General features: G+C 62.7%; 23 protein-coding genes. 13 read left to right on the plus strand and 10 right to left on the minus strand.

Translation table 11 applies throughout. The features are described 5' to 3' along the window. Positions 1-182 precede the first annotated feature (182 nt). From QKW60_RS10195 to QKW60_RS10215, 5 genes are read left to right on the plus strand one after another with little or no spacing between them, the layout of a single operon-like run. Positions 183-749, plus strand: coding sequence for a F0F1 ATP synthase subunit delta (locus QKW60_RS10195; protein ID WP_282368496.1), 567 nt, complete (start codon positions 183-185; stop codon positions 747-749). Beyond that, complete coding sequence (gene atpA / locus QKW60_RS10200; RefSeq protein WP_282368498.1) at positions 749-2,287, plus strand: F0F1 ATP synthase subunit alpha; 1,539 nt, start codon at positions 749-751, stop codon at positions 2,285-2,287. Before QKW60_RS10195 ends, atpA begins: the two co-directional genes overlap by 1 nt. Before the next feature lie 21 nt (positions 2,288-2,308). Continuing rightward, positions 2,309-3,184 carry a F0F1 ATP synthase subunit gamma gene (locus QKW60_RS10205; RefSeq protein WP_282368500.1) on the plus strand — a complete coding sequence of 292 codons (876 nt, stop codon included), beginning with the start codon at positions 2,309-2,311 and terminating at the stop codon, positions 3,182-3,184. An 18-nt stretch (positions 3,185-3,202) separates the two neighbouring features. Then, positions 3,203-4,645 carry a F0F1 ATP synthase subunit beta gene (atpD, locus tag QKW60_RS10210; RefSeq protein ID WP_282368501.1) on the plus strand — a complete coding sequence of 481 codons (1,443 nt, stop codon included), beginning with the start codon at positions 3,203-3,205 and terminating at the stop codon, positions 4,643-4,645. Between the two features lie 9 nt (positions 4,646-4,654). Next, positions 4,655-5,053: a F0F1 ATP synthase subunit epsilon gene (locus tag QKW60_RS10215; RefSeq protein ID WP_282368502.1), complete on the plus strand. Its 399-nt coding sequence runs from the start codon at positions 4,655-4,657 to the stop codon at positions 5,051-5,053. Between the two features lie 91 nt (positions 5,054-5,144). Here QKW60_RS10215 and QKW60_RS10220 read toward each other — a convergent pair whose 3' ends face one another. Then, positions 5,145-6,491 carry a hypothetical protein gene (locus QKW60_RS10220; protein WP_282368504.1) on the minus strand — a complete coding sequence of 449 codons (1,347 nt, stop codon included), beginning with the start codon at positions 6,489-6,491 and terminating at the stop codon, positions 5,145-5,147. A gap of 253 nt (positions 6,492-6,744) precedes the next feature. On the opposite strand from QKW60_RS10220, the gene QKW60_RS10225 reads away from it, so the two are divergent. Further along, a complete protein-coding gene (locus QKW60_RS10225) occupies positions 6,745-7,095 on the plus strand; it encodes an H-type lectin domain-containing protein (protein ID WP_282368505.1) in 351 nt (116 codons plus the stop codon). A 9-nt stretch (positions 7,096-7,104) separates the two neighbouring features. Here QKW60_RS10225 and QKW60_RS10230 read toward each other — a convergent pair whose 3' ends face one another. Next, entirely contained in the window at positions 7,105-9,042 is a 1,938-nt protein-coding gene (locus QKW60_RS10230; protein WP_282368507.1) for a DEAD/DEAH box helicase, read from the minus strand. A 569-nt stretch (positions 9,043-9,611) separates the two neighbouring features. On the opposite strand from QKW60_RS10230, the gene QKW60_RS10235 reads away from it, so the two are divergent. From QKW60_RS10235 to QKW60_RS10245, 3 genes are read left to right on the plus strand one after another with little or no spacing between them, the layout of a single operon-like run. Continuing rightward, positions 9,612-10,250, plus strand: a complete 639-nt coding sequence (locus tag QKW60_RS10235; RefSeq protein ID WP_282368509.1) for a DUF1326 domain-containing protein — start codon at positions 9,612-9,614, stop codon at positions 10,248-10,250. A gap of 17 nt (positions 10,251-10,267) precedes the next feature. Beyond that, positions 10,268-11,083: a DUF2182 domain-containing protein gene (locus QKW60_RS10240; protein WP_282368511.1), complete on the plus strand. Its 816-nt coding sequence runs from the start codon at positions 10,268-10,270 to the stop codon at positions 11,081-11,083. A gap of 26 nt (positions 11,084-11,109) precedes the next feature. After that, positions 11,110-11,766: a DUF1326 domain-containing protein gene (locus QKW60_RS10245; RefSeq protein WP_282368512.1), complete on the plus strand. Its 657-nt coding sequence runs from the start codon at positions 11,110-11,112 to the stop codon at positions 11,764-11,766. A 36-nt stretch (positions 11,767-11,802) separates the two neighbouring features. On the opposite strand, the gene QKW60_RS10250 is transcribed toward QKW60_RS10245, so the two are convergent. Next, positions 11,803-12,822: a ribose-phosphate pyrophosphokinase gene (locus QKW60_RS10250; protein WP_282368514.1), complete on the minus strand. Its 1,020-nt coding sequence runs from the start codon at positions 12,820-12,822 to the stop codon at positions 11,803-11,805. A gap of 112 nt (positions 12,823-12,934) precedes the next feature. On the opposite strand from QKW60_RS10250, the gene QKW60_RS10255 reads away from it, so the two are divergent. Then, on the plus strand, positions 12,935-13,546 hold the full coding sequence (locus QKW60_RS10255) for a 2-hydroxychromene-2-carboxylate isomerase (RefSeq protein ID WP_282368516.1): 612 nt from the start codon (positions 12,935-12,937) through the stop codon (positions 13,544-13,546). Then, entirely contained in the window at positions 13,546-14,349 is an 804-nt protein-coding gene (locus QKW60_RS10260) for an alpha/beta fold hydrolase (RefSeq protein WP_282368517.1), read from the plus strand. The genes QKW60_RS10255 and QKW60_RS10260 overlap by 1 nt, the downstream gene beginning before the upstream one ends. 107 nt (positions 14,350-14,456) lie before the next feature. Here QKW60_RS10260 and cysK read toward each other — a convergent pair whose 3' ends face one another. Both cysK and QKW60_RS10270 read right to left on the minus strand, forming a co-directional pair. Then, positions 14,457-15,533 carry a cysteine synthase A gene (gene cysK, locus QKW60_RS10265; RefSeq protein WP_282368519.1) on the minus strand — a complete coding sequence of 359 codons (1,077 nt, stop codon included), beginning with the start codon at positions 15,531-15,533 and terminating at the stop codon, positions 14,457-14,459. A 209-nt stretch (positions 15,534-15,742) separates the two neighbouring features. Next, complete coding sequence (locus QKW60_RS10270) at positions 15,743-17,746, minus strand: AfsR/SARP family transcriptional regulator (RefSeq protein ID WP_282368520.1); 2,004 nt, start codon at positions 17,744-17,746, stop codon at positions 15,743-15,745. Between the two features lie 146 nt (positions 17,747-17,892). Here QKW60_RS10270 and QKW60_RS10275 point away from each other — a divergent pair, with 146 nt between their 5' ends. Beyond that, positions 17,893-18,087: a hypothetical protein gene (locus QKW60_RS10275; protein ID WP_282368522.1), complete on the plus strand. Its 195-nt coding sequence runs from the start codon at positions 17,893-17,895 to the stop codon at positions 18,085-18,087. Positions 18,088-18,134: 47 nt separating this feature from the next. Here QKW60_RS10275 and QKW60_RS10280 read toward each other — a convergent pair whose 3' ends face one another. Both QKW60_RS10280 and QKW60_RS10285 read right to left on the minus strand, forming a co-directional pair. Continuing rightward, positions 18,135-19,217: a saccharopine dehydrogenase C-terminal domain-containing protein gene (locus tag QKW60_RS10280; protein ID WP_282368524.1), complete on the minus strand. Its 1,083-nt coding sequence runs from the start codon at positions 19,215-19,217 to the stop codon at positions 18,135-18,137. Positions 19,218-19,651: 434 nt separating this feature from the next. Beyond that, the gene (locus QKW60_RS10285) at positions 19,652-22,129 is read right to left on the minus strand and encodes an adenosylcobalamin-dependent ribonucleoside-diphosphate reductase (protein WP_282368525.1); all 2,478 of its coding nucleotides are present in this window, start codon (positions 22,127-22,129) and stop codon (positions 19,652-19,654) included. A gap of 113 nt (positions 22,130-22,242) precedes the next feature. Between QKW60_RS10285 and QKW60_RS10290 the strand changes: the two genes are divergently transcribed. Beyond that, positions 22,243-22,674: a DUF1489 family protein gene (locus QKW60_RS10290; RefSeq protein WP_282368526.1), complete on the plus strand. Its 432-nt coding sequence runs from the start codon at positions 22,243-22,245 to the stop codon at positions 22,672-22,674. Positions 22,675-22,769: 95 nt separating this feature from the next. Here QKW60_RS10290 and hisG read toward each other — a convergent pair whose 3' ends face one another. From hisG to hisS, 3 genes are read right to left on the minus strand one after another with little or no spacing between them, the layout of a single operon-like run. Continuing rightward, entirely contained in the window at positions 22,770-23,474 is a 705-nt protein-coding gene (gene hisG, locus QKW60_RS10295) for an ATP phosphoribosyltransferase (protein WP_282368527.1), read from the minus strand. Next, complete coding sequence (locus QKW60_RS10300) at positions 23,468-24,562, minus strand: ATP phosphoribosyltransferase regulatory subunit (protein WP_282368528.1); 1,095 nt, start codon at positions 24,560-24,562, stop codon at positions 23,468-23,470. The genes hisG and QKW60_RS10300 overlap by 7 nt, the downstream gene beginning before the upstream one ends. Next, entirely contained in the window at positions 24,563-26,050 is a 1,488-nt protein-coding gene (gene hisS / locus QKW60_RS10305) for a histidine--tRNA ligase (protein WP_282368530.1), read from the minus strand. Between the last annotated feature and the right edge of the window lie 89 nt (positions 26,051-26,139).

Genomic DNA, 26,139 nt, shown 5'->3' on the forward strand with positions numbered 1-26,139 from the left:
GTCGCGGAAACCCCTGAATTTATGGGAAAACCGGGCTCCCAATTAGTTTACCAAGGCGGTTGCGAGCCACGAACGCCTCTGCTACACCCGCGCCGACTTAGGCCGTATGTGCACACATACGCCGCGGGTGGCCTCTGACCTGACACCAAAAAAGAGGCGATGGGACAAAAACAATCGGAAGGGTGGACGTGTCCGAACCAGCTTCGATTTCCGCAGGGATCGCCGGACGCTATGCGACGGCTGTGTTTGAACTCGCCAAAGAGGCGAAAGGTCTGACGGCGCTAGAAGCCGACGTAGATGCGCTGGGTGCCGCGATGGACGACAGCGCCGATCTGCGCAGCCTGATCGCCTCGCCGGTCTACAGCCGCGATGAGCAGGCAAAGGCCGTCGCCGCGATTGCCAAGAAGATGAAGCTGTCGGCCACTCTGGCCAATACGCTGGGTCTGATGGCATCGAACCGCCGCCTTTTCGTCCTGCCGCAGCTTCTGGCAGCCCTTCGCGACCTGATCGCAGAGGAAAAGGGTGAAGTGACCGCCGACGTGACCGTCGCGGCGCCGCTGACCAAGGCGCAGGAAACCAAACTTGCCGCCTCGCTCAAGAAGACCGTCGGCAAGACCGTCAAGCTCAACACCACCGTCGATGACAGCCTCATCGGTGGTCTTATCGTAAAAGTGGGCTCGAACATGATCGACACCTCGATCCGTTCCAAGCTCGCTTCCCTCCAGAATGCTATGAAAGAGGTCGGATAATGGGAATCCAGGCAGCCGAGATCTCTGCGATCCTTAAGGAGCAGATCAAGAACTTCGGTCAGGAAGCGGAAGTGGCTGAGGTCGGCCGCGTGCTCTCCGTCGGTGACGGTATCGCGCGTGTGCACGGTCTCGACAACATTCAGGCCGGTGAAATGGTCGAATTCCCGGGCGGTATCCGCGGGATGGCGCTGAACCTCGAGATCGACAACGTCGGTGTCGTTATCTTCGGTTCCGACCGTGACATTAAAGAAGGCGACACCGTCAAGCGCACCAAGGCCATCGTGGACGTGCCGGTCGGCGACGAGCTTCTGGGCCGCGTCGTTGACGCGCTTGGCAACCCGATCGACGGCAAGGGCGCGCTGAAGGCCAAGAAGCGTTCGGTCGCGGACGTGAAAGCCCCCGGCATCATCCCGCGGAAGTCGGTGCATGAGCCGATGGCGACCGGCCTGAAGTCGGTTGACGCCATGATCCCGGTTGGCCGTGGTCAGCGCGAACTGATCATCGGCGACCGTCAGACCGGCAAGACCGCGATCGCGCTCGACACGATCCTGAACCAGAAATCCTACAACGACGCCGCGGGCGACGACGAGAGCAAGAAGCTCTACTGCGTCTATGTCGCCATCGGCCAGAAGCGTTCGACGGTTGCCCAGCTCGTGAAGAAGCTGGAAGAGACCGGCGCCATTGCCTACACGACAATCGTTGCAGCGACCGCGTCCGACCCGGCGCCGATGCAGTTCCTGGCCCCCTATTCGGCGACCGCGATTGCCGAGCATTTCCGTGACAATGGCCGCCACGCGCTGATCATCTATGATGACCTTTCGAAGCAGGCCGTCGCCTATCGCCAGATGTCGCTGCTGCTGCGCCGTCCGCCCGGACGCGAAGCCTATCCGGGCGACGTTTTCTACCTGCATTCCCGCCTGCTGGAGCGTTCGGCCAAGCTGAACGAGGATTTCGGCGCCGGTTCGCTGACGGCGCTGCCGATCATCGAAACCCAAGGTGGCGACGTGTCGGCCTTTATTCCGACCAACGTGATCTCGATCACCGATGGCCAGATCTTCCTTGAAACGGAACTCTTCTACCAGGGTGTCCGCCCGGCCGTGAACACCGGTCTGTCGGTTTCGCGTGTTGGCTCGTCCGCCCAGACCAATTCGATGAAATCGGTTGCGGGTTCGGTCAAGCTGGAACTGGCACAGTATCGCGAAATGGCGGCTTTCGCCCAGTTTGGTTCCGACCTCGACGCTGCGACCCAGCGCCTTCTGAACCGTGGTGCGCGTCTGACCGAGTTGATGAAGCAGCCGCAATATTCGCCGCTGACCAACGCTGAAATCGTCTGCGTCATCTTCGCGGGCATCAAGGGCTTCCTTGACAAGCTCTCGGTAAAGGATGTCGGCCGCTTCGAACGCGATCTGGTCAAGCACATGCGAACCAACCGCAAGGACATCCTCGACTGGATCACCAAGGACGATCCGAAGATCAAGGGTGAGGCCGAGGACAAGCTTCGGGCTGCTATCGACGAATTCGCCAAGACCTTCGCGTAAGCGGGGGGAGGGGACAGGGATATGCCCAGCCTTAAGGACCTGAAAAACAGGATCGAAAGCGTTAAGTCGACGCGGAAGATCACCAAGGCCATGCAGATGGTCGCGGCGGCCAAACTCCGCCGTGCCCAGGAAGCTGCGGAATCTGCGCGTCCTTACGCCGAGCGGATGAACGCGGTGATGTCGGGCCTTGCCGCCTCGGTCGGCGGATCAGACAGCGCGCCCCGGCTTCTGGCCGGGACGGGCGGCGATCAGACCCATATTCTGGTGGTGATGACGGCAGAACGCGGCCTTTGCGGCGGCTTCAACTCTTCCATCGTGAAACTCGCACGGGTGAAGGCGGCGGAGCTTCTTAAAGCTGGCAAGACGGTGAAGATCCTGACCGTCGGCAAGAAGGGCCGCGAACAGCTCAAGCGTGATCTCGGCAGCCACTTCGTCGCCCATGTCGACCTCTCCGAGGTCAAGAAGCTCGGCTACGACAATGCGCAAGGCATTGCGCGCGATCTTATCCATCGTTTCGATGCCGGTGAGTTCGATGTTGCCACGATCTTCTTCAACCGCTTCGAGTCGGTGATCAGCCAGATCCCGACCGCGCAGCAGGTGATCCCGGCGAAATTCGACACCGAGGATGGCGAAGGTGCCTCGACGCTCTATGATTACGAGCCGTCCGAGGAAGAGATCCTTGCCGATCTTCTGCCGCGTGGCCTTGCCACCCAGGTCTTCACCGCGCTTCTGGAAAACGGGGCGTCGGAGCAGGGGGCGCGGATGTCCGCGATGGACAACGCGACGCGCAATGCGGGCGACATGATCGACAAGCTGACGATCCAGTTCAACCGCTCGCGTCAGGCCGCGATCACCAACGAACTTATCGAAATCATTTCGGGCGCCGAGGCGCTCTAAGGGAACCGGAGAAACTCAATGGCAAAAGCACCGAAAGCAGCTGCCGCAGTCGGCCGGGTGACGCAGGTCATCGGCGCCGTCGTGGACGTGCAGTTTGACGATCACCTTCCGGCGATTCTGAACGCGCTTGAAACCGACAACAATGGCAAGCGTCTGGTTCTGGAAGTTGCCCAGCACCTGGGCGAAAACACCGTGCGCACCGTCGCCATGGACGCGACCGAAGGTCTCGTGCGCGGCGCGGCGGTGACCGATATGGGCGAGCCGATCTCGGTTCCGGTCGGCAACGCGACGCTGGGCCGTATCCTCAACGTCATCGGCGAGCCGGTGGACGAAAAGGGCGCGGTCAAGGCCAAGGAAAAGCGGGCCATCCACCAGCCGGCGCCGGAATTCGCGGAACAAGCCACCTCGTCCGACATCCTCGTGACCGGCATCAAGGTCATCGACCTTCTGGCGCCTTACTCGAAGGGCGGTAAGATCGGCCTCTTCGGCGGTGCGGGTGTTGGCAAGACGGTTCTGATCATGGAACTGATCAACAACATCGCCAAAGTGCATTCGGGCTTCTCGGTCTTCGCCGGTGTCGGCGAACGGACCCGTGAAGGCAACGACCTTTACCACGAGATGATCGAGTCGGGCGTTATCGTGCCGGACGATCTGGAGAAGTCGAAAGTGGCCCTTGTCTACGGTCAGATGAACGAGCCGCCGGGGGCGCGTATGCGTGTGGCCCTGTCGGGTCTGACGCTGGCCGAACAGTTCCGCGACCAGTCGGGCACCGACGTCCTCTTCTTCGTCGACAACATCTTCCGCTTCACTCAGGCGGGTTCGGAAGTGTCCGCACTTCTTGGCCGTATTCCTTCGGCCGTGGGCTATCAGCCGACGCTTGCGACCGACATGGGCGCGATGCAGGAACGCATCACCTCGACCAAGGCAGGCTCGATCACCTCGGTTCAGGCCATCTACGTTCCGGCCGACGACCTTACCGACCCGGCGCCGGCGACCTCGTTCGCCCACCTCGACGCCACCACGGTTCTGTCGCGTGCGATCTCCGAGCTTGGCATCTATCCGGCCGTTGACCCGCTGGACTCCACCAGCCGGATCCTCGACCCGGCCGTTGTCGGCGAAGAGCATTATCAGGTGGCCCGCGACGTTCAGGGCATCCTTCAGCGCTACAAGTCGCTGCAGGACATCATCGCCATCCTCGGCATGGACGAACTCAGCGAAGAGGACAAGCTGACCGTGGCCCGCGCCCGGAAGATTCAGCGTTTCCTCAGCCAGCCTTTCGACGTGGCCAAGGTCTTCACCGGGTCGGACGGCGTTCAGGTGCCGCTCGACAAGACCATCGCCTCCTTCAAGGCCGTGGTTGCCGGCGAATACGATCACCTGCCCGAAGCCGCCTTCTACATGGTCGGCGACATCGAGGAAGTGAAAGCCAAGGCGCAGCGTCTGGCCGCTGAAGCGGCGTAAGGGGGCGAGATGGCCGATACGATGCAGTTCGACCTTGTGTCCCCTGAGCGGCGGCTTGCCTCCGTTCAGGCGCGCGAGGTCCGCATTCCGGGCGCTGATGGCGACCTGACGGCGATGCCGGACCATTCGCCGCTGATCACCACGCTGCGTCCCGGCATCCTGACCGTCGTCTCTGCCGAGGGCACGACCGACTACGCCGTGACCGGTGGTTTCGCCGAGATTTCGGCGGCGGGCGCCTCGGTTCTGGCCGAACGCGCGATGCCGAAGGGCGAAGTGACTGCGGCCGACATGGACGGGCTTATCGCCGACGCGACCTCGGAAGCGGGTGAGGCCCCGGCCGAGGGCAAGGACGCCGCCAACAAGCTGGTGGCCGACCTGCAGGCACTGAAAGCGGCACTCGGGCTCTGAGCCGATGTGAATTTGTTACGAAGGGCGGCCCACTGGGCCGCCCTTTTGCTTTCTTAGAGACGGGCAGGGTTACAACCGCCTGCCATGGTTACTATTCGCCACCGTCTACTTCCTTGTCCTCGCACTCACCCACAGGGCAGCAGCGGTATTCCTGGCTTTTCTCCAGAAGCTGGATCCGCTTGGCCAGAAGCTGGTTTTCCAGATCCTGACGCACGAGGTCGAGTTCAATCGACTTCCGGCGGCTGTCCTCGCAGGTATTGCACTTGTCGAGGCAGCCCTTCACCACGATGGCCTGTGTCGGCAGGCAGGTTTCGCGGGTGAAGCTGAGCTCAGCCGCGAACTTGGCCGAGACATTGCCGCCAGCGCGGTCAAGAACGCCTGCCTTGACCAGTTCCGCGTCAACTGCTTTCAGGGCTTTGTCCCGCTCAGCCTGAGACATCGGCGGCACACGTGAGGACAGGGCGACGCTGCGGGTTGCAAGAGCCAGGTTGAGGTTGCCAGCACTCGACAAGCCGCCACCGGCACCACTGATCAGGTTGGCCTTGTGCGCCGCCGCACTCGTCCGGCCTGCCGTCTCGATCTCGAGCCGGTTCGCCTGCGTCGCACGAATGCCGTCGGGGATAACCGCCACGCTGGATGCGGGCCGGATCGGGCGCGCATCTACGCGGGCATCACCCGCACGGTCGATCACGCGGCGCAGTACCGCCTTGATGGTGAATTTCAGGGTCTGCTTCTTCACCAGCTGATAGGCGAGGTAGGTCACTGCATGGCAGTCGTTCCGGTTCTCGAAGACCCGCGTGGACGCCTCATAGGCGCTTTCGCTTTCGCCCTCGGCGTGAGACCGGCTTTGCACCTCGCCCACGGCAATGGAATTTGCCGCACGGGTCGCCTGAACCGACCGGTCATGCGAGGACGAGGCATGCTGCGACAATTCCCGCGCGAAGTCGGCGCTGGAATTGGCGTTGAAATCGCCATCCACGCTGGTGCTGGCACCGCCCGCGAAACCGGCGGTCCAGTAGTCTGCGCTGCCATTCACCTCGAAGTCTGAATGCGACTGGCTGTTCGCCTCGGCCTGATCGCGGATCGTGAGGTCGGACATGTAGCGGTCCATCGACGACATGTAAAAGGTCTCTTCCGAGGCCTGTTCGTGTCGATAGTTCACTTCGGACTCGCTATCATAGCTGAAGCGCGAATTGCGGGACGCGGTGTAGAGCCGGACCTTTTCGCCGGGCAGGAGAGTGGTCGAATAGACCACGTCGCCAAGAGCCAGCGGCCCGGGGCAGCGTTCCAGTTCGGCGATATAGGTCAGTTCAACCTGTGCGTTTGCGAGCGGAACCCTGAGGCGATAGGCGAATTGAAGCCGTTCGCAGCACGGGTCCTTGGAAATCTCCGGGCAGCAGGGGATGTCATTCATCGAGATAAGATTGCCGTCGGCCATCTTGTTTCCTCCTGAAATTATGTCGTTTTCAAATTCCCCCATGGTCGAAATAATAAATGCGACCACGCTAGGGTTTGGGGAAATACAACCTTAAGCCGACTCACGCGTCGCGCGAAATGCTGGAATACCCGTACAGCGGAAATTAGCCGACCAGGCGTTGCGCGGCCAATTTCCGGGCAGCGGGTGCCCGCTATTTTCCTTTGCGTGCTGCGGGTTGCGGGTTTAGATGGGGCGGCGGGTCTCGGGAAATGGTATGCGACGGTTGCGTAGTCACAAGGTCGGGGTTGAGCGGGGCTCTTCGGTTCTGTTCTCGGATTTTGAAGAGGGCGGCGTCATGTGGACCGGAAACGGTCCGCGTGAGCATCGCCACACGGTTGTGTTCTCCGAGGCGTTCAGCAGCCCCCCGGTCGTACAGGTCGGAATTTCCATGTGGGACATGGACCAGAAGACCAACCTGCGGGCCGATATCTCGGCCGATTCAGTCGGGCCGAAGGGGTTCGAGATTGTCTTTCGCACATGGGGCGACACCCGTGTCGCCCGCATCCGCGCCGACTGGCTGGCTATCGGTGAGGTCAGCGACGAAGACGACTGGGAGGTCGTCTGACCCCCACAATCAGTTCTTTCCGCGTTTCGGTGGTGCCATTCCGCCCTTGCGATGCGCTGTCTTTCCGGGCCTGGCGTTCTTGTGCGGCGCGCGGTCCTTGCGGGGGGTGCCTGTCGCGGGGACGCCCGCCGGTTTGCCGCCCTTGCGGTGGGGCTTCTTGCCGGCAGGCTTGAAGGCTTTGGGTGCGGGCGCCTCGGTTAACAGTCCATGTTCGGTGGCCACTGGCGCGGGCAGGGAGCGGTCCCGGTCGCGTTTCTTCGCGGGCGTTTTCGCGACATCATCCCCGGCGTCACGCTTGGATGCGTATTTCGGTCCTTTCTTCCGGGGCGGCTCGGACGTTGGATGCTGCGCGGGACCACCGAAGGGCGGAGCGTCGAGCGCGCGCAGCACGGCGCCACCTTCAAGCCGTCCCTCCGGACCAATTGCCGCCAGCATTGCCGGAGCCCGCGCGGCGAGGACCTCTACGAAGGTTTCGGTTTCCTGCACCCGGATCGCACCGACATCCTCGCGACTGATATTGCCCGCCCGGCACAGCATCGGCAGAAGCCAGCGTGGTTCGGCCTTGTCGGCCCGTCCGAGCGAGATCGAGAACCAGCGGCTTGGTCCGAAAGCCGGACGCGGACCTTCGACAGCGCCGGGTGCGGCCAGTTCCTCGGGCGCGGAATGACGCCCCTGCCAGGCGCGCACGAAGGCCGCCGCGATCCGCTCGGCCCCGTGCAGGTCCAGAAGACGCCGGGCAAACGCGCCGTCGCGTTCGCCAATGTCTTCGCTCCACACCGGATCGGCCAGCAGCCGTTCCTCGTCGCGGGTGCGCACGGCATCGGCCGAGGGCGCATCGACCCAAGTCGCGGTGACCTTGGCGAAACGCAGGATGTTCTCGGCCTTCTTGCGTGCGTTTTTCGGTACGATCAGCGCGCTGACGCCCTTGCGGCCGGCACGACCGGTCCGGCCCGACCGGTGCAGAAGCGTTTCGCCATTCGAGGGCAGTTCGGCATGGATCACCAGTTCGAGATTTGGCAGGTCGATCCCGCGCGCTGCGACATCGGTCGCCACGCAGACCCGCGCGCGTCCGTCACGCATCGCCTGCAGCGCATGGGTCCGCTCGGACTGGCTGAGCTCGCCCGACAGGGCCACGACCGAGAAGCTGCGGTTCGACAGTCGGGTTGTCAGACGGTTCACCGTTGCCCGCGTATTGCAGAAGATGATTGCGTTCTGCGCTTCGTAAAAGCGCAGGACATTTACGATGGCATTCTCGACATCCTGGGTCGCAACCTGCATAGCGCGATAGTCGATATCGGCATGCTGGCTGCGTTCCCCGGCGGTTGAGACCCGCACGGCGTCTTTCTGATATTTCTGCGCCAGCGTCGCGATGGCTTTCGGCACCGTGGCCGAAAACATCAGGGTCCGCCGGTCTTCCGGCGCAGCGGCGAGGATGAATTCCAGATCTTCGCGGAAGCCAAGGTCGAGCATCTCATCCGCCTCGTCCAGCACCACCGCACGGATCGCGCCCATATCAAGCGAACCGCGCTGGATATGGTCGCGGAGCCGCCCCGGCGTGCCGACGACGATATGCGCCCCCCGGTCGAGTGCGCGGCGTTCGTCGCGCATGTCCATTCCGCCGACGCAGGAGGAGAGCGTCGCCCCGGTCATCTCATAGAGCCAGCTCAGCTCGCGCCGGACCTGCAAAGCCAGTTCCCGCGTCGGCGCGACGATCAGCGCCAGTGGCGCACCAGCGGGGCCGAACCTTTCGGCGGCGTCCAGAATGGTGGGAGCGATAGCCAGGCCGAAGCCCACGGTTTTGCCCGATCCGGTTTGGGCTGACACCAGCAGGTCAGCCGCGCTGTACTCGGGCTGGGTCACGGTTTCCTGCACCGGGGTCAGTTGGTCGTAACCGCGATGGGCAAGCGCCTCGGCAAGAGGCCGGATCAGGGGGGAGGTTTCGGACATGGGTCGTCTTTCAGGGGCGCGATCGCCCGTCGGGAAGGGCCCCGGCGTATCGGGGCAAGCCCACGGGTGCGTGCCCCGCGCGCGGTGAATGACGGCACCTATGCTGAAACCGTGCGGATGTATAGGGCAAATGCGAATGGGCCGTGTCGGACCCGAGCGCGAGGAGCCCTTCCTTAAATCTGTTCGACGTCACGGACCGGCTGAGGTTCGGACAGAGAACTGCGACGGCTGCTGAGATTCCAGCTGAGCGGCAGGCGGGGAATGCTCGATTTCATAGTGCCCGATGTCTGGGCAAACGGCCCGAATGGTCTCCTTCCGCTAAAAGATTGACGGCAGTTAGGGCTGCCAGCACGTTCGAAACCATGGATTGCATGTGGAGAGCCGACCGACAACCCAAGGAGGTTTTTTTGTGCGGTTGCTGACAAGAAGCACAGCATCTGGTAGCATCGCCTCGAGAAACGCGGGGCAGATGCGCCATTTGAATTGGCCGATGTAACCAGTTCCAACCTCCGGGCAAAAACAGGCGCGACCGATTTCGGGCGCGCATAATTCTGGAGAGGGACACAACCATGACCGCTTGGGAAATCAAGGGCGAAGAACTCGCCAATTGTAACTGTAACTTCGGATGTCCGTGCCAGTTTGGGGTGCTGCCGACCCATGGTACCTGCGAAGCCGCAGTCGTCTACAAGATCGACAAGGGCCATTATGGAAACACCTCGCTGGACGGTCTGACCGCCGCCGCCGTCTACAAATGGCCGGGTGCGATTCATGAAGGAAACGGGCATGTGCAGCTGATCATTGATCCCAAGGCGGATGCTGATCAGCGCGCTGCACTCCAAGCTATCATGACGGGCGAAGATACCGCCGAAATGGCAACGATGTGGTTCGTCTTCGGGGCGATGAGCCCGCACAAGCACGAGACGATCTATGCGCCGGTTTCACTCGATCTGAACATCGAGGACAGGACCGGAAAAGGCGTCGCAAAGGGGGTCTTTGATATCACCGCCGAACCGATCCCGAATATCGTGACGGGTGAGCCGCATCGTGTCGGCATCGCTCTGCCCCACGGGTTCGAATTCGGGTTCGCTGAGATGGCAAAAGGGCGCACAAAGACGACCGGCGGTGATCTGCAACTCACGAACAATTCCGGCACCCACGCACATATGGCCAGCCTGCACCTGACCGGCGAAGGCCGCGTCGCTGCCTGAACGTGGTAAATCGAGCAATGGCTGTCTCTTCCGGGCCCGTTGAGCGCGTGCTGGCGCGCGACAAGTGGATTGTGTTCGGCGCGGTGACGCTGGTCGTTCTTCTCGCGGGTCTCTACACAGTCTTAGGCGTCGGCATGTCGATGTCGGCGCTTGACATGACACGCATGACCCGCCCTGTCGGAGAGCCGATGGCGATGGGCGGGGCCGTGGACTGGACCTGGGGATACGCGCTTCTGATCTTCCTGATGTGGTGGGTCATGATGATCGCGATGATGACCCCGAGCGCCGCCCCGGTCGTGCTTTTGTTCGCGGCACTGAAACGGCAGGGCACGCAAAAGGCCAAAGCCACAAGACTCAGCATGGTCTTTCTGGCGGGTTATCTGCTTGCATGGATGGGCTTCAGCGCGGTCGCAATGCTGCTGCAATGGCTGACGGAAAGCCTCGCAATCACCAACGGCCCGATGATGACGCTTGGGTCAAAGCCAGTCGCGGGCGTCGTGCTGCTCATGGCGGGCTTATACCAGTTCTCTAACCTGAAAGTCGCCTGTTTGCGGCATTGTCGGTCGCCCGCCCAGTTCCTGACAATGTACAATCGCAAAGGCTACTCCGGGGCCCTCATGATGGGCCTGCACCACGGCAGCTATTGCCTGGGATGCTGTTGGGCGCTGATGGCGCTTTTGTTCGTTGGGGGGATCATGAACCTCTACTGGATCGTTGGGCTGGCGATCTACGTATTGCTTGAAAAAATCGTCCCGTACCCCCGCGTGTTCTCGCGGGTGGCCGGCGGTCTCTTGATCGCTGCGGGCTCAGGGGTCGTTCTTTCAGCGCTTTGATATCGAAAGGGAGCGGACGCTCTGCCATGACCGAGAAAGGAAACGATATGGCAAGGATAGACTGGTACATCGAAGGGCCCGCTTATGGGAACTGCAACTGCGGATACTCCTGCCCCTGTCAGTTCGAGGAAGACCCGACCCAGGGCAATTGCCGCGGGTTCGAGGTGATGGAAATCACGGATGGCCACTTCGGCAAGGTGGATCTGACCGGCTTGAAAGTAGCCATTCTCTATGCCTGGCCCGGACCAATCTACAAGGGCGAGGGCGAGATGCAGCTGATCATCGACGAAAGCGCCTCTGCCGATCAGCGCAAAGCATTGGAAACGGTGCTGACAGGCGGCGAAACCGATGAAGAGGCGACGCACTGGTGGGTGTTTCGCGCCATGAGCCCTACGCTGCATGACACGATCTATGCGCCCATTGGCATGGACATAGATATTGAGGCGCGCACGGCAAAGGTCAGCATCGGCAATGTCCTGTCATCCGAAGGCCGACCGATCAAACCACCGCACAGCGACGGCGCGCACCGGGTTCGGATCGACATGCCGAACGGCATCGAGTTTTCAATAGCCGAAATCGGAAGTGCATCAACGACCGCAAGCGCGGCCATCAAGCTCGATCTGAAAGACAGCTATGGCCAATGGCATTTCATGAAGCATGGACCGAGCGGTGTCATGCACTGAAGCAGTGCATCGGCAAAGCCTTGATCCATCAGGGCTTCAGCCGCGCGAATACATGCCTTCGTAAATCGGGCTGAGGGTTTCGGCGTCAAAGAGCGACGAGACCGAAGTGCCCGACCAGATATTCATGATCGCCTGAGCGAACATCGGCGCCGTGGGCACGATGCGGATGTTTTTCGCGGCCTTCACAGCGGCGGTTGGTTCGATGGAATCGGTAATCACGAGGCTCTTCATCACCGATTTGGTGATCCGCTCCACCGCCGGGCCGGACAGGACGCCATGGGTGATGTAGGAATGAACTTCCTTGGCGCCACCTTCCATCAGCACCTCGGCTGCCTTGCAGAGTGTTCCTGCCGTGTCACAGATGTCGTCGACGATGATGCAGGTCTGACCCGAAACATCGCCGATGACGGTCATCTCCGCGATCTCGCCCGCCTTGACGCGGCGCTTGTCGACGATGGCAAGGCCGCAGCCGATGCGCTGCGCCAATTCGCGGGCCCGGGCCACGCCGCCCACGTCGGGCGAAACCACCGTCACTTCGTTCAGGCGGCCCTTGAAGTGATGCTCGATGTCCAGCGCGAAGATCGGCGAGGCGTAGAGGTTGTCCACCGGGATGTCGAAAAAGCCCTGAATCTGCGCCGCATGCAGGTCCATCGTCAGGACCCGGCCGACGCCCGCCTCGGTCAGGAGATTGGCCACCAGCTTGGCCGAAATCGGCGTGCGGGCTTTGGCACGGCGGTCCTGACGGGCATAGCCGAAATAGGGGATCACGGCGGTTATCCGGTCGGCGGAAGACCGGCGCAAGGCGTCGGTCATGATCAGAAGCTCCATCAGGTTGTCGTTCGCCGGATTCGAGGTCGACTGGATGATGTACATGTCCTCGCCGCGGACATTCTCGAAGACCTCGACGAAAATCTCCTGATCGTTGAACCGTTCGACCCGCGCATCCACCAGCCCGACAGACATGCCCCGGTGCATCGACATCCGCCGGGCGATGGAATTGGCAAGCGGGCGGTTCGAATTACCGGAAATGAGCTTCGGCTCGGTCATGGAGGGCATGGCGGGTCCTTGTCGTTCGGGGCCGCAAAACCGGGCCGGATGACGGATTCGTGACGTTGCCACCCGCTTATCATCGGGCTAGCGTCCGGGCAAACCCGAAGGAGTGCCGGAAATGCCACAGATCGACTACTTCCTGTCCACAATCTCTCCGTTTACCTACCTCGCCGGTACGCGGCTGGAAGAAATCGCGGCGAAACACGGGGCGACGGTGACCTATAAGCCGGTCGATATCGGCGGGCTGTTCGGGCGGACAGGGGGAACGGCGCTCAAGGACCGGCCGGAGGGCCGAAAGGAATACCGGTTGCAGGAAATGACCCGGCAGGCAGCGAAGGCGGGGATGAAGATTAGCCTTCAGCCGATGTTCTGGCCCACCAATGCCGCGCCTTCCGCTTACGCGATCATCGCGGCGCAGGCGGCGAAGGCGAAGGGGGCGGGCGGCGACCTGGGGGCATTCGTCCATTCGATCCTGCGGGCCTGCTGGGCAGAGGAACGCGACATCGCGTCGGATGAAGTGATCCGCGATCTTCTGACCAAGGCCGGGTTCGAGGCCGACCTCGCCGACAAGGGGCTGCTGCTGGGGGCGGAGACCTATGCCAACAACCTTGAAGAGGCCGTGAATCGGGGTGTCTTCGGGTCTCCCTTTTATATTGTGGACAGCGGCCAGCGGTTCTGGGGGCAGGACCGGCTGGATGATCTCGACCTGCATCTGGCGGGCAAACTCTAATGCCGCAGGAAGACCGGGCCGGCTTTCCGACACATTGGCAGACATTCGGCACCGGACCGCGCCCTGCGCTGGCGGTGCATTGCTCGCTGGCCAGTTCCAACGCCTGGGCGGGTGTGGCGGAACGCCTGTCCGACCGGATTACGTTGACCGCGTTTGACATGCCGGGCCATGGGCGTTCGGCCGACTGGATCGGAGAGGGCGATTTCCTGACCAGCGCCACGCAGATTGCTGCAAGCTTCGTGACCGAACCGGTGGACCTGATCGGCCATTCCTTCGGCGCGGTGGTTGCCCTGCGCCTGGCCATCGCCGCGCCGGATGCATTCCGGACACTGACGCTTATTGAGCCCGTTCTCTTCGCTGCGACGAAGGGAGAGCCGGTTTGGGACGAACATCTGCGCAATGACGCCCTTTTCGGGCAACTGATGGAAGATGGCGACCGCGAGGCGGCGGCCCGGGCCTTTACCGCCATGTGGGGCACAGGCATTGAATGGCAGGCGATGGACAATCGGAACCGCCGAGAGGTGACCGAGCGTATCCATCTGATCGGGGCAGGGCGGCCCGCGCTGTTCGAGGACAGCGGTGGTATCCTTGCTCCAGATGCGCTCGAAAGCCTCGACATGCCGGTTCTCCTGATCCGGGGTGAGGCCTCGCCACCGATCATTGAACGGATCGCCGAGAACATCGCGGCCCGCCTGCCCGATGTCGGCATCGCCACGGTTCCGGGTGCGGGGCATATGGTGCCGATCACCCATCCCGGCCAAACGGCTGGGCTGATCGGGGTCAATCTCGACCGGGCGGAGTAACGGTGCGTTCGCGGCAAACAGCCCGTAGCTGTGTTCTACAGCGGTCCGCATACGGCCCGCTGTGTTTGGCGCAAGGTCGGCTTCCGGGCACTACATCCGATGCCTTCTCAGCCCATCTGGTGATTGGGCGTGGATCGTGAAATCTCCAGTTCCGCTTCGTCCATATCTTCTAGAATTCCCTCGAAGAGCGGCGTCGAAAGGTAGCGTTCGCCTGTGTCGGGCAGCATCACGAGGATAACCGACCCCGGCGCGACCTTTTCGGCCACCCGCATCGCGACCGCGAAGGTGGAGCCGCCGGAAATTCCGGTAAAGATGCCTTCCTTTTGTGCGAGCTTCTTCGCCCATGCGATCCCCTCCGGTCCGGGCACCGGGATCAGGTCGTCGTAGAACTTCTTGTCGAGCGTTTCCTGCAGGACCGCCGGAATGAAATCCGGCGTCCAGCCTTGAATCGGGTGCGGTTCAAAGGCGGGATGGCTGGCGGCGGGCGCATCGCCTGCACCGCGTTCCTGCGCGATCCCGCTTGAGACAATGGCCGCATTGGCGGGTTCTGTCAGGATGATCTTGGTCGCGGGCCGTTCCTTGCGCAGGACACGCCCTACGCCGGTGACTGTACCGCCCGTGCCGTAGCCCGAGACAAAGTAGTCGAGACGCTTACCGTCGAAATCGCCCAGAATTTCACGCGCTGTCGTGGCTTCATGGATATCAGCATTGTCTTTGGTCTCAAACTGGCGGGCAAGAAACCAGCCATGTTTCTCGGCCAGCTCGACGGCCTTTTTGTACATACCAAAGCCTTTTTCGGCGCGCGGAGTCAGGATGACCTTGGCGCCCAGCATCCGCATCAGGCGGCGGCGTTCGATGGAAAAGCTGTCGGCCATGGTCACGACCAGCGGATAGCCCTTCTGCGCGCAGACCATCGCAAGACCGATACCGGTATTGCCCGATGTCGCCTCGACAACTGTCTGGCCGGGCTTCAGCCGCCCTTCACGCTCGGCGGCCTCGATGATATTCACTGCCAGCCGGTCCTTGACCGAGGCGGCGGGATTGTAGGCCTCGGCCTTTACATAGACTGTTACATGGTCAGGCCCGAGGTTGTTGACCCGGATCACCGGCGTATCGCCGATTGTGTCGAGCACGCTGTCAAAAAGCCGCCCGCGTCCATTCGTCGTTCTGATCGTGCCAGCCATGTCATACCCCCGTTCGTGACTTTGCCCCGTTAAGATGGGGCTTCCTCTTGGCAACTTATATAGTGCCGACGGGGGGTGACGCAAAAAAGAACACCCTTCGCAAAAGCGAAGGGCGCGGGGAACCGAATGCAGTCGGACCTGTTCAGTCCGGAACCGGCGTTCAGGCTGCCGGGGCGACGCAGTGACTTGCAGATCGTCGCGCGCGCTGATCAATCCGGCAATCCGGCCTTCCTGAGCCCGCCCGCCAGATGTTCCCAATCGCCCGGATTACGCCACATCGGCCGGTAGGCGCCCGCAAGGCTCTCGACCGTATCGTTCTGAATGATAATGTCCCGGCTCGCGAATTCCCGCCTCCGCATGCGGATGAACTCCGAGAGGGCCGCGTCCGCTTCGTGCGTCTGGCCAAGATGGGCATAGGCGCTGACCAGAAAGGCATGGGCGAGCGAATTCAGCAGCGCCTCGCCGATCAACACCTGCACGACAGCCCCATAGTCGCCCGTGAAGAAGCGAATCTGGCCAAGAGTCCAGTCGATCGAGGGCGAATGCAGCGGGTCGAGCCGGATCGCTTCCTGCACAACTTCAAGCGCCTTCTCCCGTTGGCCGAGGAGCAGGAACGCATAGCCACACCAGGCCATCGATTCCGCCTCGTTCACGATCTTCGAAAGAGTTTTTTCGAACTGAACCTCGGCCTCGTCCCAGAGCCCTTCGCAGAGGAACGCGTAGCCAAGTTGGTCCTGGATATAGACGTCGTTGTTGTCGAGCCCCGCGCCCTTGCGCGACAGGGCGAGAGACTTGCCCGCTGCACCTTCCTCTGCGAGGCCGAGCCATCCATCGACCACATAGGTATCGGCAAGGTACATGTAGGCACGGGCATAGCGCGGGTCGAGCTCCAGCGCCTTCCTGAACAACTCGCGGGCCTCGACGGTGTCCTCTGCATTCAGCCCGTCGCGCAGCGACTTGCCGCGCAGCATGTATTCATAGGCCTTCATGTTCTCGGTCGGCATACGCAACGCGCGGTCGGCCACATCCTCCTGCACCCGTCCGGGCAGGACGGCGACGATGCTGCGCGTCACCTCATCCTGCACGGCGAAGATGTCGTCGAACTCCCGGTCATAGCGCTCCGCCCAGACATGGTTGCCGGTCAGGGCGTCGGCGAGTTGCACCGAGATACGGACTTTAGTCCCGGCGCGACGCACGCTGCCCTCGACAACGTATTCGACGCCAAGCCGCTGGCCGATTTCGCGAACGCCGAGGTTTTCATGGCGGATTGCGAATGAGGAGTGGCGGGCGACCACAAACAGTGTCCGGAACCGCGACAGGCCGGTGATGATGTCCTCGGTAATCCCGTCGCTGAAGTAATCCTGTTCAGGATCACCGCTCATATTGGTGAAGGGCAGCACCGCGACCGAGGGCTTGTCACGCGGTCGGGCGGCTGCGGTTACCGGTGGCGCAGGGGTGGCCTCTGGGGTGGCGGGCTCGTCGGGGGCGCTGCGGATGCGGCCGATCAAGGCGGTGGTTTCCGGTCCCGGCTGAATGCCGAGATCTTCTAAAAACACCTCCCGCATCCTGTCGTAGTGCCGGAGCGCCGTTGCGGTTTCGCCCTGCGCATGAAGGACCCGCAGCACTAGCCGATGCGCTGCTTCGTTGAGCGCGTCGAGGTCAAGAAGCCTGCGGGCTGCCGTAAGTGCTGCGGAAAAGTTCCTTTCGCCGAGAAGATCCTCGGCGATCCGGGCAAGCTCCGACGACAGGAGGGCTGTGTATTTTGCGCGCTCGGCGGTCAGCCAGCCCTCGAACGGTGCCTCGTTGACTGTCAGCCCGGCAAGCAGGGTTGATGCTGCCACGAGATCGTCGCGCCGCTGCGCGGCACCCTGTGGCGGGGTTTCTTTGCCAAGCGCGTCGACATCCAGTGCGACGGCATCGGACCGCAGCCCGAGCACCGGCCCACGTGTTTCGATCACCTCGGCATCAGCGCCAAGCGCCTTGCGCAGGCTCGCAAGCGATTGGCGGAGATTGGTCCGCGCCTGCACCTGACCGCTGCGGCTCCACAAAAGGTCAGCCGCGGTATCGCGATGCAGCCCGCCCGGCCCGGCCAGTGCGATCATCGCCAGAAGAGCCTGCGATTTCTGCGTCGGGAAGGATGCGGGCGTCCCGTCGCTGCATGTAACCGCCAGCGGACCCAGTAGCCGGATATTAAGGCGATTACGTCTGGTCACGGTCCCGATCCCCGGATGTCACGGTCGATTTTACGGGGCTCCCCACCGTTTTTACGCTCCCGTCACGCTGAGCCTTACGGATCCCGAGCGCCCCACCCGCATCTTAGGTGCATCGACCCACAATCCAAGAACAGAAAGGAACGACGATGTGCTTTGATGTGAACCCGCTGGCCCAGAACCTCTATCTGCAGGACCTCAACCGCGACCCTCGCGGCGGATATGACCACGCCGCCGCCCCCCTGACCGGCTGGCGCGCTGAACGTCTGCGGGCGCTCTTGGAGGGGGGCAATCGGGTACGGCGCCGGGGCGGGTTGTGGACCCCGGTCATCGCAACAAGTTGAAGGCGGTGCTGCCCGGGGGCGGTTTCCTGCCACCGGGCGAAGTCAGGTCAGCCGTGACGGCTCTTGTGGCCGAGGTTGTAATAATTGCCGGTGCGGGTTTGCAGGTACGGGGTCAGCGGGATCTCTTCCTGCTTCAGGAAGCCCTTTTGCGGCAGCTTGCCTTCGCGCACCATCTCGATGACCGCCACGACCGAGGCCGAGGTCGTCCAGGCAATCGCCGTCCGCCGCTTGCCGCCGATCTCCAGCGGGTAGTAGGCGCGCACGAATTCCTTGCGCTTCAGCTGGCCTTCCACCCAGCCCTCGGCCGCGACATGGACATAGACGACATCCTCATCCACCGGCGGCTTGGCATGGGTCAGGATCTTGCCTGCCGTCTCGCGGTTCTCGCGCATCAGCAGTTCGTGGAAGAAGAAGTTCATCAGTTCCACATGGCCGGGATAGCGCATGGTCTTGTAGTCGAGGTTCTCGATCTTGTCGGCATAGGTCTCGCACATCGTGCCGAGGCCGCCCGATGTCGTGAAGGCCTCGAGCTTCACGCCGTCGATATAGATCGTCTCCAGCCATTCCATCGCCGAGACGGTCTTGTGCACGCCCTCCTCGATCACCTCGCAATCGTTGAGATATTCGTTCACGACGCCCTCGGGCGACCAGTTGAAGGCGTAGCCCAGAAGCCCCGTCGGGTTCTGCGGCAGCGCGCCGACGCGGAGGCGGATGGAGCGGACCTTGCCGAACATGTCGGCGAGATGCGCGCCGACAATGCCGACGAAACCGGGGGCAAGGCCGCATTGAGGGGCCATGATGCCCTTCGCGGTCTTCGCCAGTTCGCGGATATGCTGGGTCGTCGGCACATCCTCGGTCAGGTCGAAATAGTGGAGCCCAAGGCCATGGGCGACGGTCGAGACGCCGATATTAAGGTGATAGGGCAGGCAGGACAGAACCGCCTCCTGATCCTTCAGGATCGCGGCCAAGGCGTCCTTGTCGGTCAGATCAGCAGCCTTGGTCGGGAAGGGGCAGCCCGAAACCTCACGCGCATCGACGCCGGTGACGGAAAAGCCTGCCTCGGCCAGGAGTTCCGCGGCCAGATGGCCGACCTTTCCGAGGCCGAGAACGGCAACCTTGTTGAACGACATCACGCGCTTCCTTTTCTTGTCTGAACCCTCCGGCCTGCCGCCGGTTCGCCGCCACAATCGCCTGAGAAGGTGGCGATTTCTCCGGGTATACCGGCGGTTTTGGCAGGCGAATGCAGAAAAGTGCCATGGCGGTCGGTCAATCTGCCAGGGCGATGCGGGGTCGCAGTTGCCTCGGTTGTCCGCTTTGAGCGATTTGGGCTCGAATCGGTCATTCTCGGCAGCATGAAAGGATAACCGCGTTGCAGAGCACGACTTCTCTGCGGCCCTGGCAACAGAGGAAAACTGACCCAAAGCCTTGGCAGCCATTCAAGGGCCGACGCGATCGCGGATCGCATCAGCCTCTTCTCTTTCGATGACGGGTCTCAATCCAAAGGCCCAACTGAACCCGGCCAATGGCCATTAATTGCCGGTGGGAATACCAGCCGCCCGGCCGGTCAGCCGCATTTGGAATGGCCGCAGGACGGGCAGGTCATGCAGCCTTCGATCATCTGCATGCCGTATTGCCCGCAGGAAGGGCAGGCGGGGCCGCGCGGTGTTTCGCCCACTGCAATGACCTCGGCCTTGGGATCGGATTTGAGGCCTAACCCTTCGCCCTCGATGAAGCCGATGGCGATCATGTGGCGTTCGATCACGCCGCCGATGGCCGCGAGGATCGAGGGGATATAGCGGCCCTGCATCCACGCCCCCCCGCGCGGGTCGAAGACGGCCTTCAGTTCCTCGACCACGAAGGACACATCGCCCCCCCGCCGGAACACGGCCGAGATCATGCGGGTCAGCGCCACGGTCCAGGCGAAATGCTCCATGTTCTTGGAGTTGATGAAGACCTCGAAGGGTCGCCGGTGGCCGCCCTGTACGATGTCGTTGATCGTGATGTAAATCGCGTGTTCGCTGTCGGGCCATTTCAGCTTGTAGGTCGCGCCTTCGAGCGTCTGTGGCCGGTCCAAGGGTTCGGAGAGATAGATCACATCGCCATGCGGGGTGAGCGGTTCTGAGCCGTCCTTGGAGAGGACTTCTGGACCCGATCCCTCACCAAAACGCAGCCAAGCCGGTTTAACCGACAAAACCTCCGCCAAATTTTCAATCTTACCGAACTTTTCGAGACCTTCGTTTTCGAGTTTGGATATTGTTGCTTGATTTACATCCAATAGATCCGCAAGCGCAGCTTGAGACAACCCTTTAGCCTTCCGCGCGGACTTCAGCCGACTTGCCGAATCTGACGTCTCGACGCTCAACACACTCCCCGTCACCGCGTTCGGGCGGTACGTGGTGCAGCCCTTGCAGCCCTGATCCCAGGCCGCCATGTAGACGTCCTTGAACGCGTCAAAGCTGATTTCCTCGGGGCAGTTGATGGTCTTCGAGATCGACGAATCCACCCATTTCTGCGCCGCCGCCTGCATGCGGACATGATCGAGTGGCGGGAGCGTCTGGGCGTTGACGAAATGATCGGGCAGGGGCTTGTCGCCAAAGCGTTCGCGCCAAAGGTGATAGGCGTAATCGACAACCTCTTCCTCGGTCCGCGAGCCGTCCTTTTGCAGCACCTTGCGGGTATAGGCATAGGCAAAGACCGGCTCGATCCCCGACGAGACATTGCCCGCGTAAAGGCTGATTGTGCCGGTCGGCGCGATGGAGGTCAGGAGCGCATTGCGGATGCCGTGTTTGGCAACGGCGTCCCGCACATCCGCATCCATCTGCATCATATTGCCCGAGGTGAGGTATTTTTCGGCGTCGAAGAGGGGAAACGCCCCCTTTTCCTTCGCCAGTTCCACCGAGGCGAGATAAGCCGCCCGCGCAATGCGGTGCATCCATTTTTCGGTCTGTTCCGCCGCCTCTTCCGAGCCGTAGCGCAGGCCGACCATCAGAAGCGCATCGGCCAGCCCGGTGACGCCAAGGCCGATCCGCCGTTTGGCCTGCGCCTCTGCCTCTTGGCTCGCGAGCGGGAAGCGCGAGGCATCGACGGTATTGTCCATCATGCGGACGGCGGTGGCGACGATCTCGTCAAGCGAGGTTTCGCAGAGATGGGCGCGGTCCTCGAACGGATACCAGACGAGCCGGGCGAGGTTGACCGACCCCAGAAGGCAAGCGCCATAGGGCGGCAGGGGCTGTTCGCCGCAGGGATTGGTGGCGGCGATGGTTTCCACATAGTTCAGGTTGTTCGCGGCATTGATGCGGTCGATGAAGATCACGCCCGGCTCGGCGTAATCATAGGTCGCCCGCATGATCCGGTTCCACAGATCGCGCGCCTGAAGGGTTTTGTAAACCTTGCCGCCGAAGGTCAGCTCCCACGGGCCATCGGCCTTCACCGCCGCCATGAACGGGTCGGTGACGAGGACGGAAAGGTTGAACATGCGCAGCCGCGCGGCGTCCTGCTTGGCGGCGATGAAATCCTCGATATCGGGATGATCGCAGCGCATGGTGGCCATCATCGCGCCCCGGCGCGAGCCTGCCGACATGATCGTGCGGCACATCGCGTCCCAGACATCCATGAACGACAGGGGGCCGGAGGCGTCGGCGGCGACGCCCTTCACCTCGGCGCCCCTTGGCCGGATGGTGGAGAAGTCATAACCGATGCCGCCGCCCTGCTGCATCGTCAGCGCGGCCTCTTTCAGACCGTCGAATATGCCGCCCATGTCGTCGGGGATCGTGCCCATGACGAAGCAGTTGAAGAGCGTGACGGTGCGGCCGGTGCCAGCGCCTGCGGTGATGCGGCCCGCGGGCAGGTATTTGAAATCCTCAAGGGCTTCGTAGAAGCGGTCCTCCCAAGCGGCGGGGTCCTTTTCGACCGAGGCGAGCGCCCGGGCGATCCGCCGCCAGGAATCCTCGACCGTGCCGTCGATGGGCGTGCCGTCCGCCTGCTTGAAGCGGTATTTCATGTCCCATATCTGCTCGGCAATGGGGGCGGCGAAACGGGTCATCGTGCGGCAATCCTCGGTCTTTGGGAAGGCTTGTCACGATACGCGGACCTGCCGCTCCGGTCAACTTGATCTCGTGGGCCGGGGGCGTAGAATGGCAAGGTCTTGGGGGTGACATGACCGGATTCGTCCATCTTCTGAAGCTCTGCGTCGGCGCGGACAGCGTCGATGACCTGCTCGACTGGCAGCGCACCCATCCCGCGCCCTATGCCACGGGCGAGCGCCGCCACGTCACAAGGATGTGGCCGAAGCGCGAGGCCGAGATTCTGGCGGGCGGGTCGCTATACTGGGTGATCAAGGGCGTGATCCTCTGCCGCCAGCGGATCGTCCGGCTGGACGAGGTCGACCGGGGCGATGGCATCCGCCGCTGCGGCATCGTGATGGACCCGGAGATTGTGCGGACCGAGGCCGCGATGCGCCGCCCGTTTCAGGGCTGGCGTTATCTCGACCCCAAGGACGCGCCGCGTGACCTGCCGAAGGGGCGTGGGACGGATACCGCGCTGCCCGAGGAGATGGCGCTGGCCTTGGCCGAGATCGGGCTGCGGTGAGGGCGAGGCCGGCGGCGCTGCCCCGTCGTCCATTGGTTCTCGAACCAATGGCGCACCAATGGACGAACCCCGGAGTATTTCTGAACAGAAGAAGATCAGAGCGCGTTCGGGTCGAAGCCGAGGCGCTGGGAAAGGTTCATCAGGACCGGCCGGGCGCCGTTGCGCCAGTCGGCGCTGCGGGCGGCGTAGAGCGTGGCCTGGCTTTGATGGATCAGCCCGTCGGTGAGGATCTTCAGGTGGTTTGCGCGCAGGGTTTCACCTGTCGAAGTGATGTCGGCGATGGCCTCGGCCGTCAGGTTCTTGACCGTGCCCTCCGTCGCGCCCTGGCTGTCGACCAGCTGGTAATCGGCGACGCCGTTCTCGGTCAGGAAGTTGCGCACCAGCCGATGGTATTTCGTCGCGATCCGCAGGCGGTGGCCGTGGGTCCGGCGGAATGCCGCGGCGGCGGCGTCGAGGTCGTCGAGCGTGTCCACGTCGGGCCATGAGGCCGGGACCGCGATGATCAGGTCGGCATGACCGAACCCCATCGGCGCCAGTTCAGCCACCTGCCGGTCCCAGTCAGCGAGTTTGTCGCGCACGAGGTCCGATCCGGTGACGCCGAGATGGACGCGCCCCGCCGCCAGTTCGCGGGGAATCTCGCCTGCGGACAGCAGGACCAGTTCAAGCCCTTCGGCCCCCTCGACGGCGCCGGCATATTCACGATCCGACCCCGTCCGGCGCAGCGTGATGCCACGCGCGCCGAACCAGTCGAATGTCTGCTCCATGAGCCTGCCCTTGGAGGGGATGCCGAGTTTCAGCATGGCGCGCCCTCCGTCAGGTCGGCGACGAGGCCGGGGCGTATGACGCCACCCACGGCGGGGATCGACCGGCCCTGCCCAAGAACCTCGGTCAAGGCATCATAACGCCCGCCCGAGGCGATGGGCGGCAGGTCAGGATCGGGCCCGTGGAAGGAAAAGACGAAACCGTCGTAATATTCGAGCGTCGTGCGGCCATGGGAGGCTTCGAAATCGAGGTCATCCACGGGGACGCCCATCGCGGAAAGCGCCTCCAGCCGCGCTTCCATCCGGTCGGTGGCGGCAGCGATGGCAGGCATGTCGCGGGTCATGTCGCGCAGATGCGTCAGCGCGGCGGGGCTTTTGGCCGACAGGTTCAGAAGGTCGTTCAGCCGTGCCACCTCTTCGGCGGCGATGGGCGGCGCGGCGGCGTCTTCCTGAAGCGCGGCAAGGCGGGCATCGATTTCCGCCCCGGAGCGCAGGCCGATCAACGGGGCATCCGTCAGGGTTTCGCCACTGGCCAGAGCGGCGAGAAGCCGGGCGCGAGGTTCCGGTGCAGGCGACCTGCCACCAAAGCGGTCGAGAAGCTGGGTGAACCGGCGGGGCCGCCAGATGTGGCGCAAGAGCGCGGCCTTGCGTGTCTCAAGCGTCTTCAACCCGCGCACGGCCTCCATCAGGATGCCGATATCACCGGTTGCGGCGCGCAGGTTCAGGGGGGCGAGCAGGCGCGCGAACAGGGCAAAGACCTCGGCATCCGCCTGAACCGGGTTGGCGCGATCAAAGACCTCGTAACCCACCTGAAAATACTCGCTTTTCCGGTCGGTCAGATGTTCCTGCTTGCGGAAGACCTCGCCCAGATAGCAGTAGCGTGCGGGCTCTGCCCCGCCCGCCATATGCATCTGCACCACCGGCACGGTGAAGTCGGGGCGCAGCATCATTTCGCCCCGGATCGGGTCGGCGGTCACATAGGCACGGCCGCGGATATCCTCGCCGTAGAGGTCCAGAAGCACCTCGGCGGGCTGAAGGATGTCAGCCTCCACCGCCACCGCGCCCGCGGCGCGGAAGGCGGCCATGAGGCGGTCCGCCTCGGCCCGGGCTGCCCCTTTCAGCGCCATTCAGGCAGACCCGAGAATGCGGCGCACCTCGGCCACCAGCGCATCGCGCGGCACCTCGGTCTGGGCGGGCTGGTTCTTCCATTCCTCGTGGCTGACCTCGGCGGCGATCTTCGCGCCGAGGAACAGGTCCTTGACCTGAACGACGCAGCGCTGGGCCTCGTCCGTTCCCTGGATGATGGCGGCGGGAGAGTTCCTTTTATCGGCGTATTTCAACTGGTTGCCGAAATTTTTCGGGTTGCCCAGATAAACCTCCGCGCGGATACCGGCCTGACGAAGCTCGGTCGCCATCGCCTGATACTCGGCCATCCGGTCGCGGTCCATGACGGTGACAACCACCGGGCCGCGCGTATCTGTCTGCATGCGTCCCTTGGCATGAAGGGCCGCCAGCAGGCGGTCAACGCCGATGGAGACGCCGGTTGCGGGCACCGACTGGCCGGTGAACCGCTTGACGAGGTCATCGTAGCGCCCCCCGCCCGCGACTGAACCGAACTGACGCGGACGGCCCTTTTCGTCCAGGATCTCGAAGGTCAGTTCGGCCTCGAATACAGGGCCGGTATAGTAGCCGAGACCGCGCACGACGGATGAATCAATCACGATTCGATCTTCGTCATACCCCTGCTTTTTCAACAGGTTGGAAATAGATTCCAGTTCGTCTACGCCCTCCAGTCCGATCTTGGAATCCCCAACCGACTGCCGCATAGACGCGAGGCGGCCATTGTTTAGGCCTTTATCATAAACGACTGACTTCTGGGTCAAATACTGGACGATACTCTGAGCGCTTTGGATATGAAGGCCGACACCATCAATGTACGCGCCCGAGGCATCCTTGCGACCCGTAGTAAGCAGCTCCATGACGCCGTCTTCGCCGACCTTGTCGTACTTGTCGACCGTCCGCATAACTGCGGCACGCATCTCTTGGTTGTCTGCTATTCCAATGAAGTCGAGTACCCCGTCGAGAACCTTCCGGTTATTGACTCGAACGACGTAGTCGCCGCGGGGGATGCCGACCTCTTCCAGTGCATCGGCCAGCATGGCGCAGATCTCGGCGTCGGCGGCAACCGATCCGGAGCCAACCGTATCCGCATCGCATTGATAGAACTGGCGGAATCGCCCCGGCCCCGGTTTCTCGTTCCGCCAGACAGGACCCATCGCGTAGCGGCGATAGGGCGTCGGCAGGTCGTTGCGGTACTGTGCCGCGACGCGGGCGAGGGGGGCCGTCAGGTCGTAGCGCAGCGCCAGCCAGTCGGAATCATCCTCTTGCCACGCGAAGACGCCTTCGTTCGGGCGGTCGACGTCGGGCAGGAATTTCCCAAGCGCCTCAACGGTTTCCACGGCCGAGGTCTCCAGGGGATCGAAGCCATAGCGATGGTAGACGGCGGCGATCTTGTCCAGCATCGCCTTGCGCTCTGTCACCTCGGCGCCGAAATAATCGCGGAACCCTTTCGGCGTTTCCGCCTTAGGTCTGCGCGGTCCCTTGTCCTTGGCCATGATCCGACCCTTCACATCTATCCGCGCGCGGGTGTAACGGATGGGGGGCGGGGGAACAAGCGGGTCGAGGGGCCGGAAAGGGGTGGTCT

The organism is Albidovulum aestuarii, from assembly GCF_029961185.1.
Taxonomy (GTDB): Bacteria; Pseudomonadota; Alphaproteobacteria; order Rhodobacterales; family Rhodobacteraceae; genus Albidovulum; species Albidovulum aestuarii.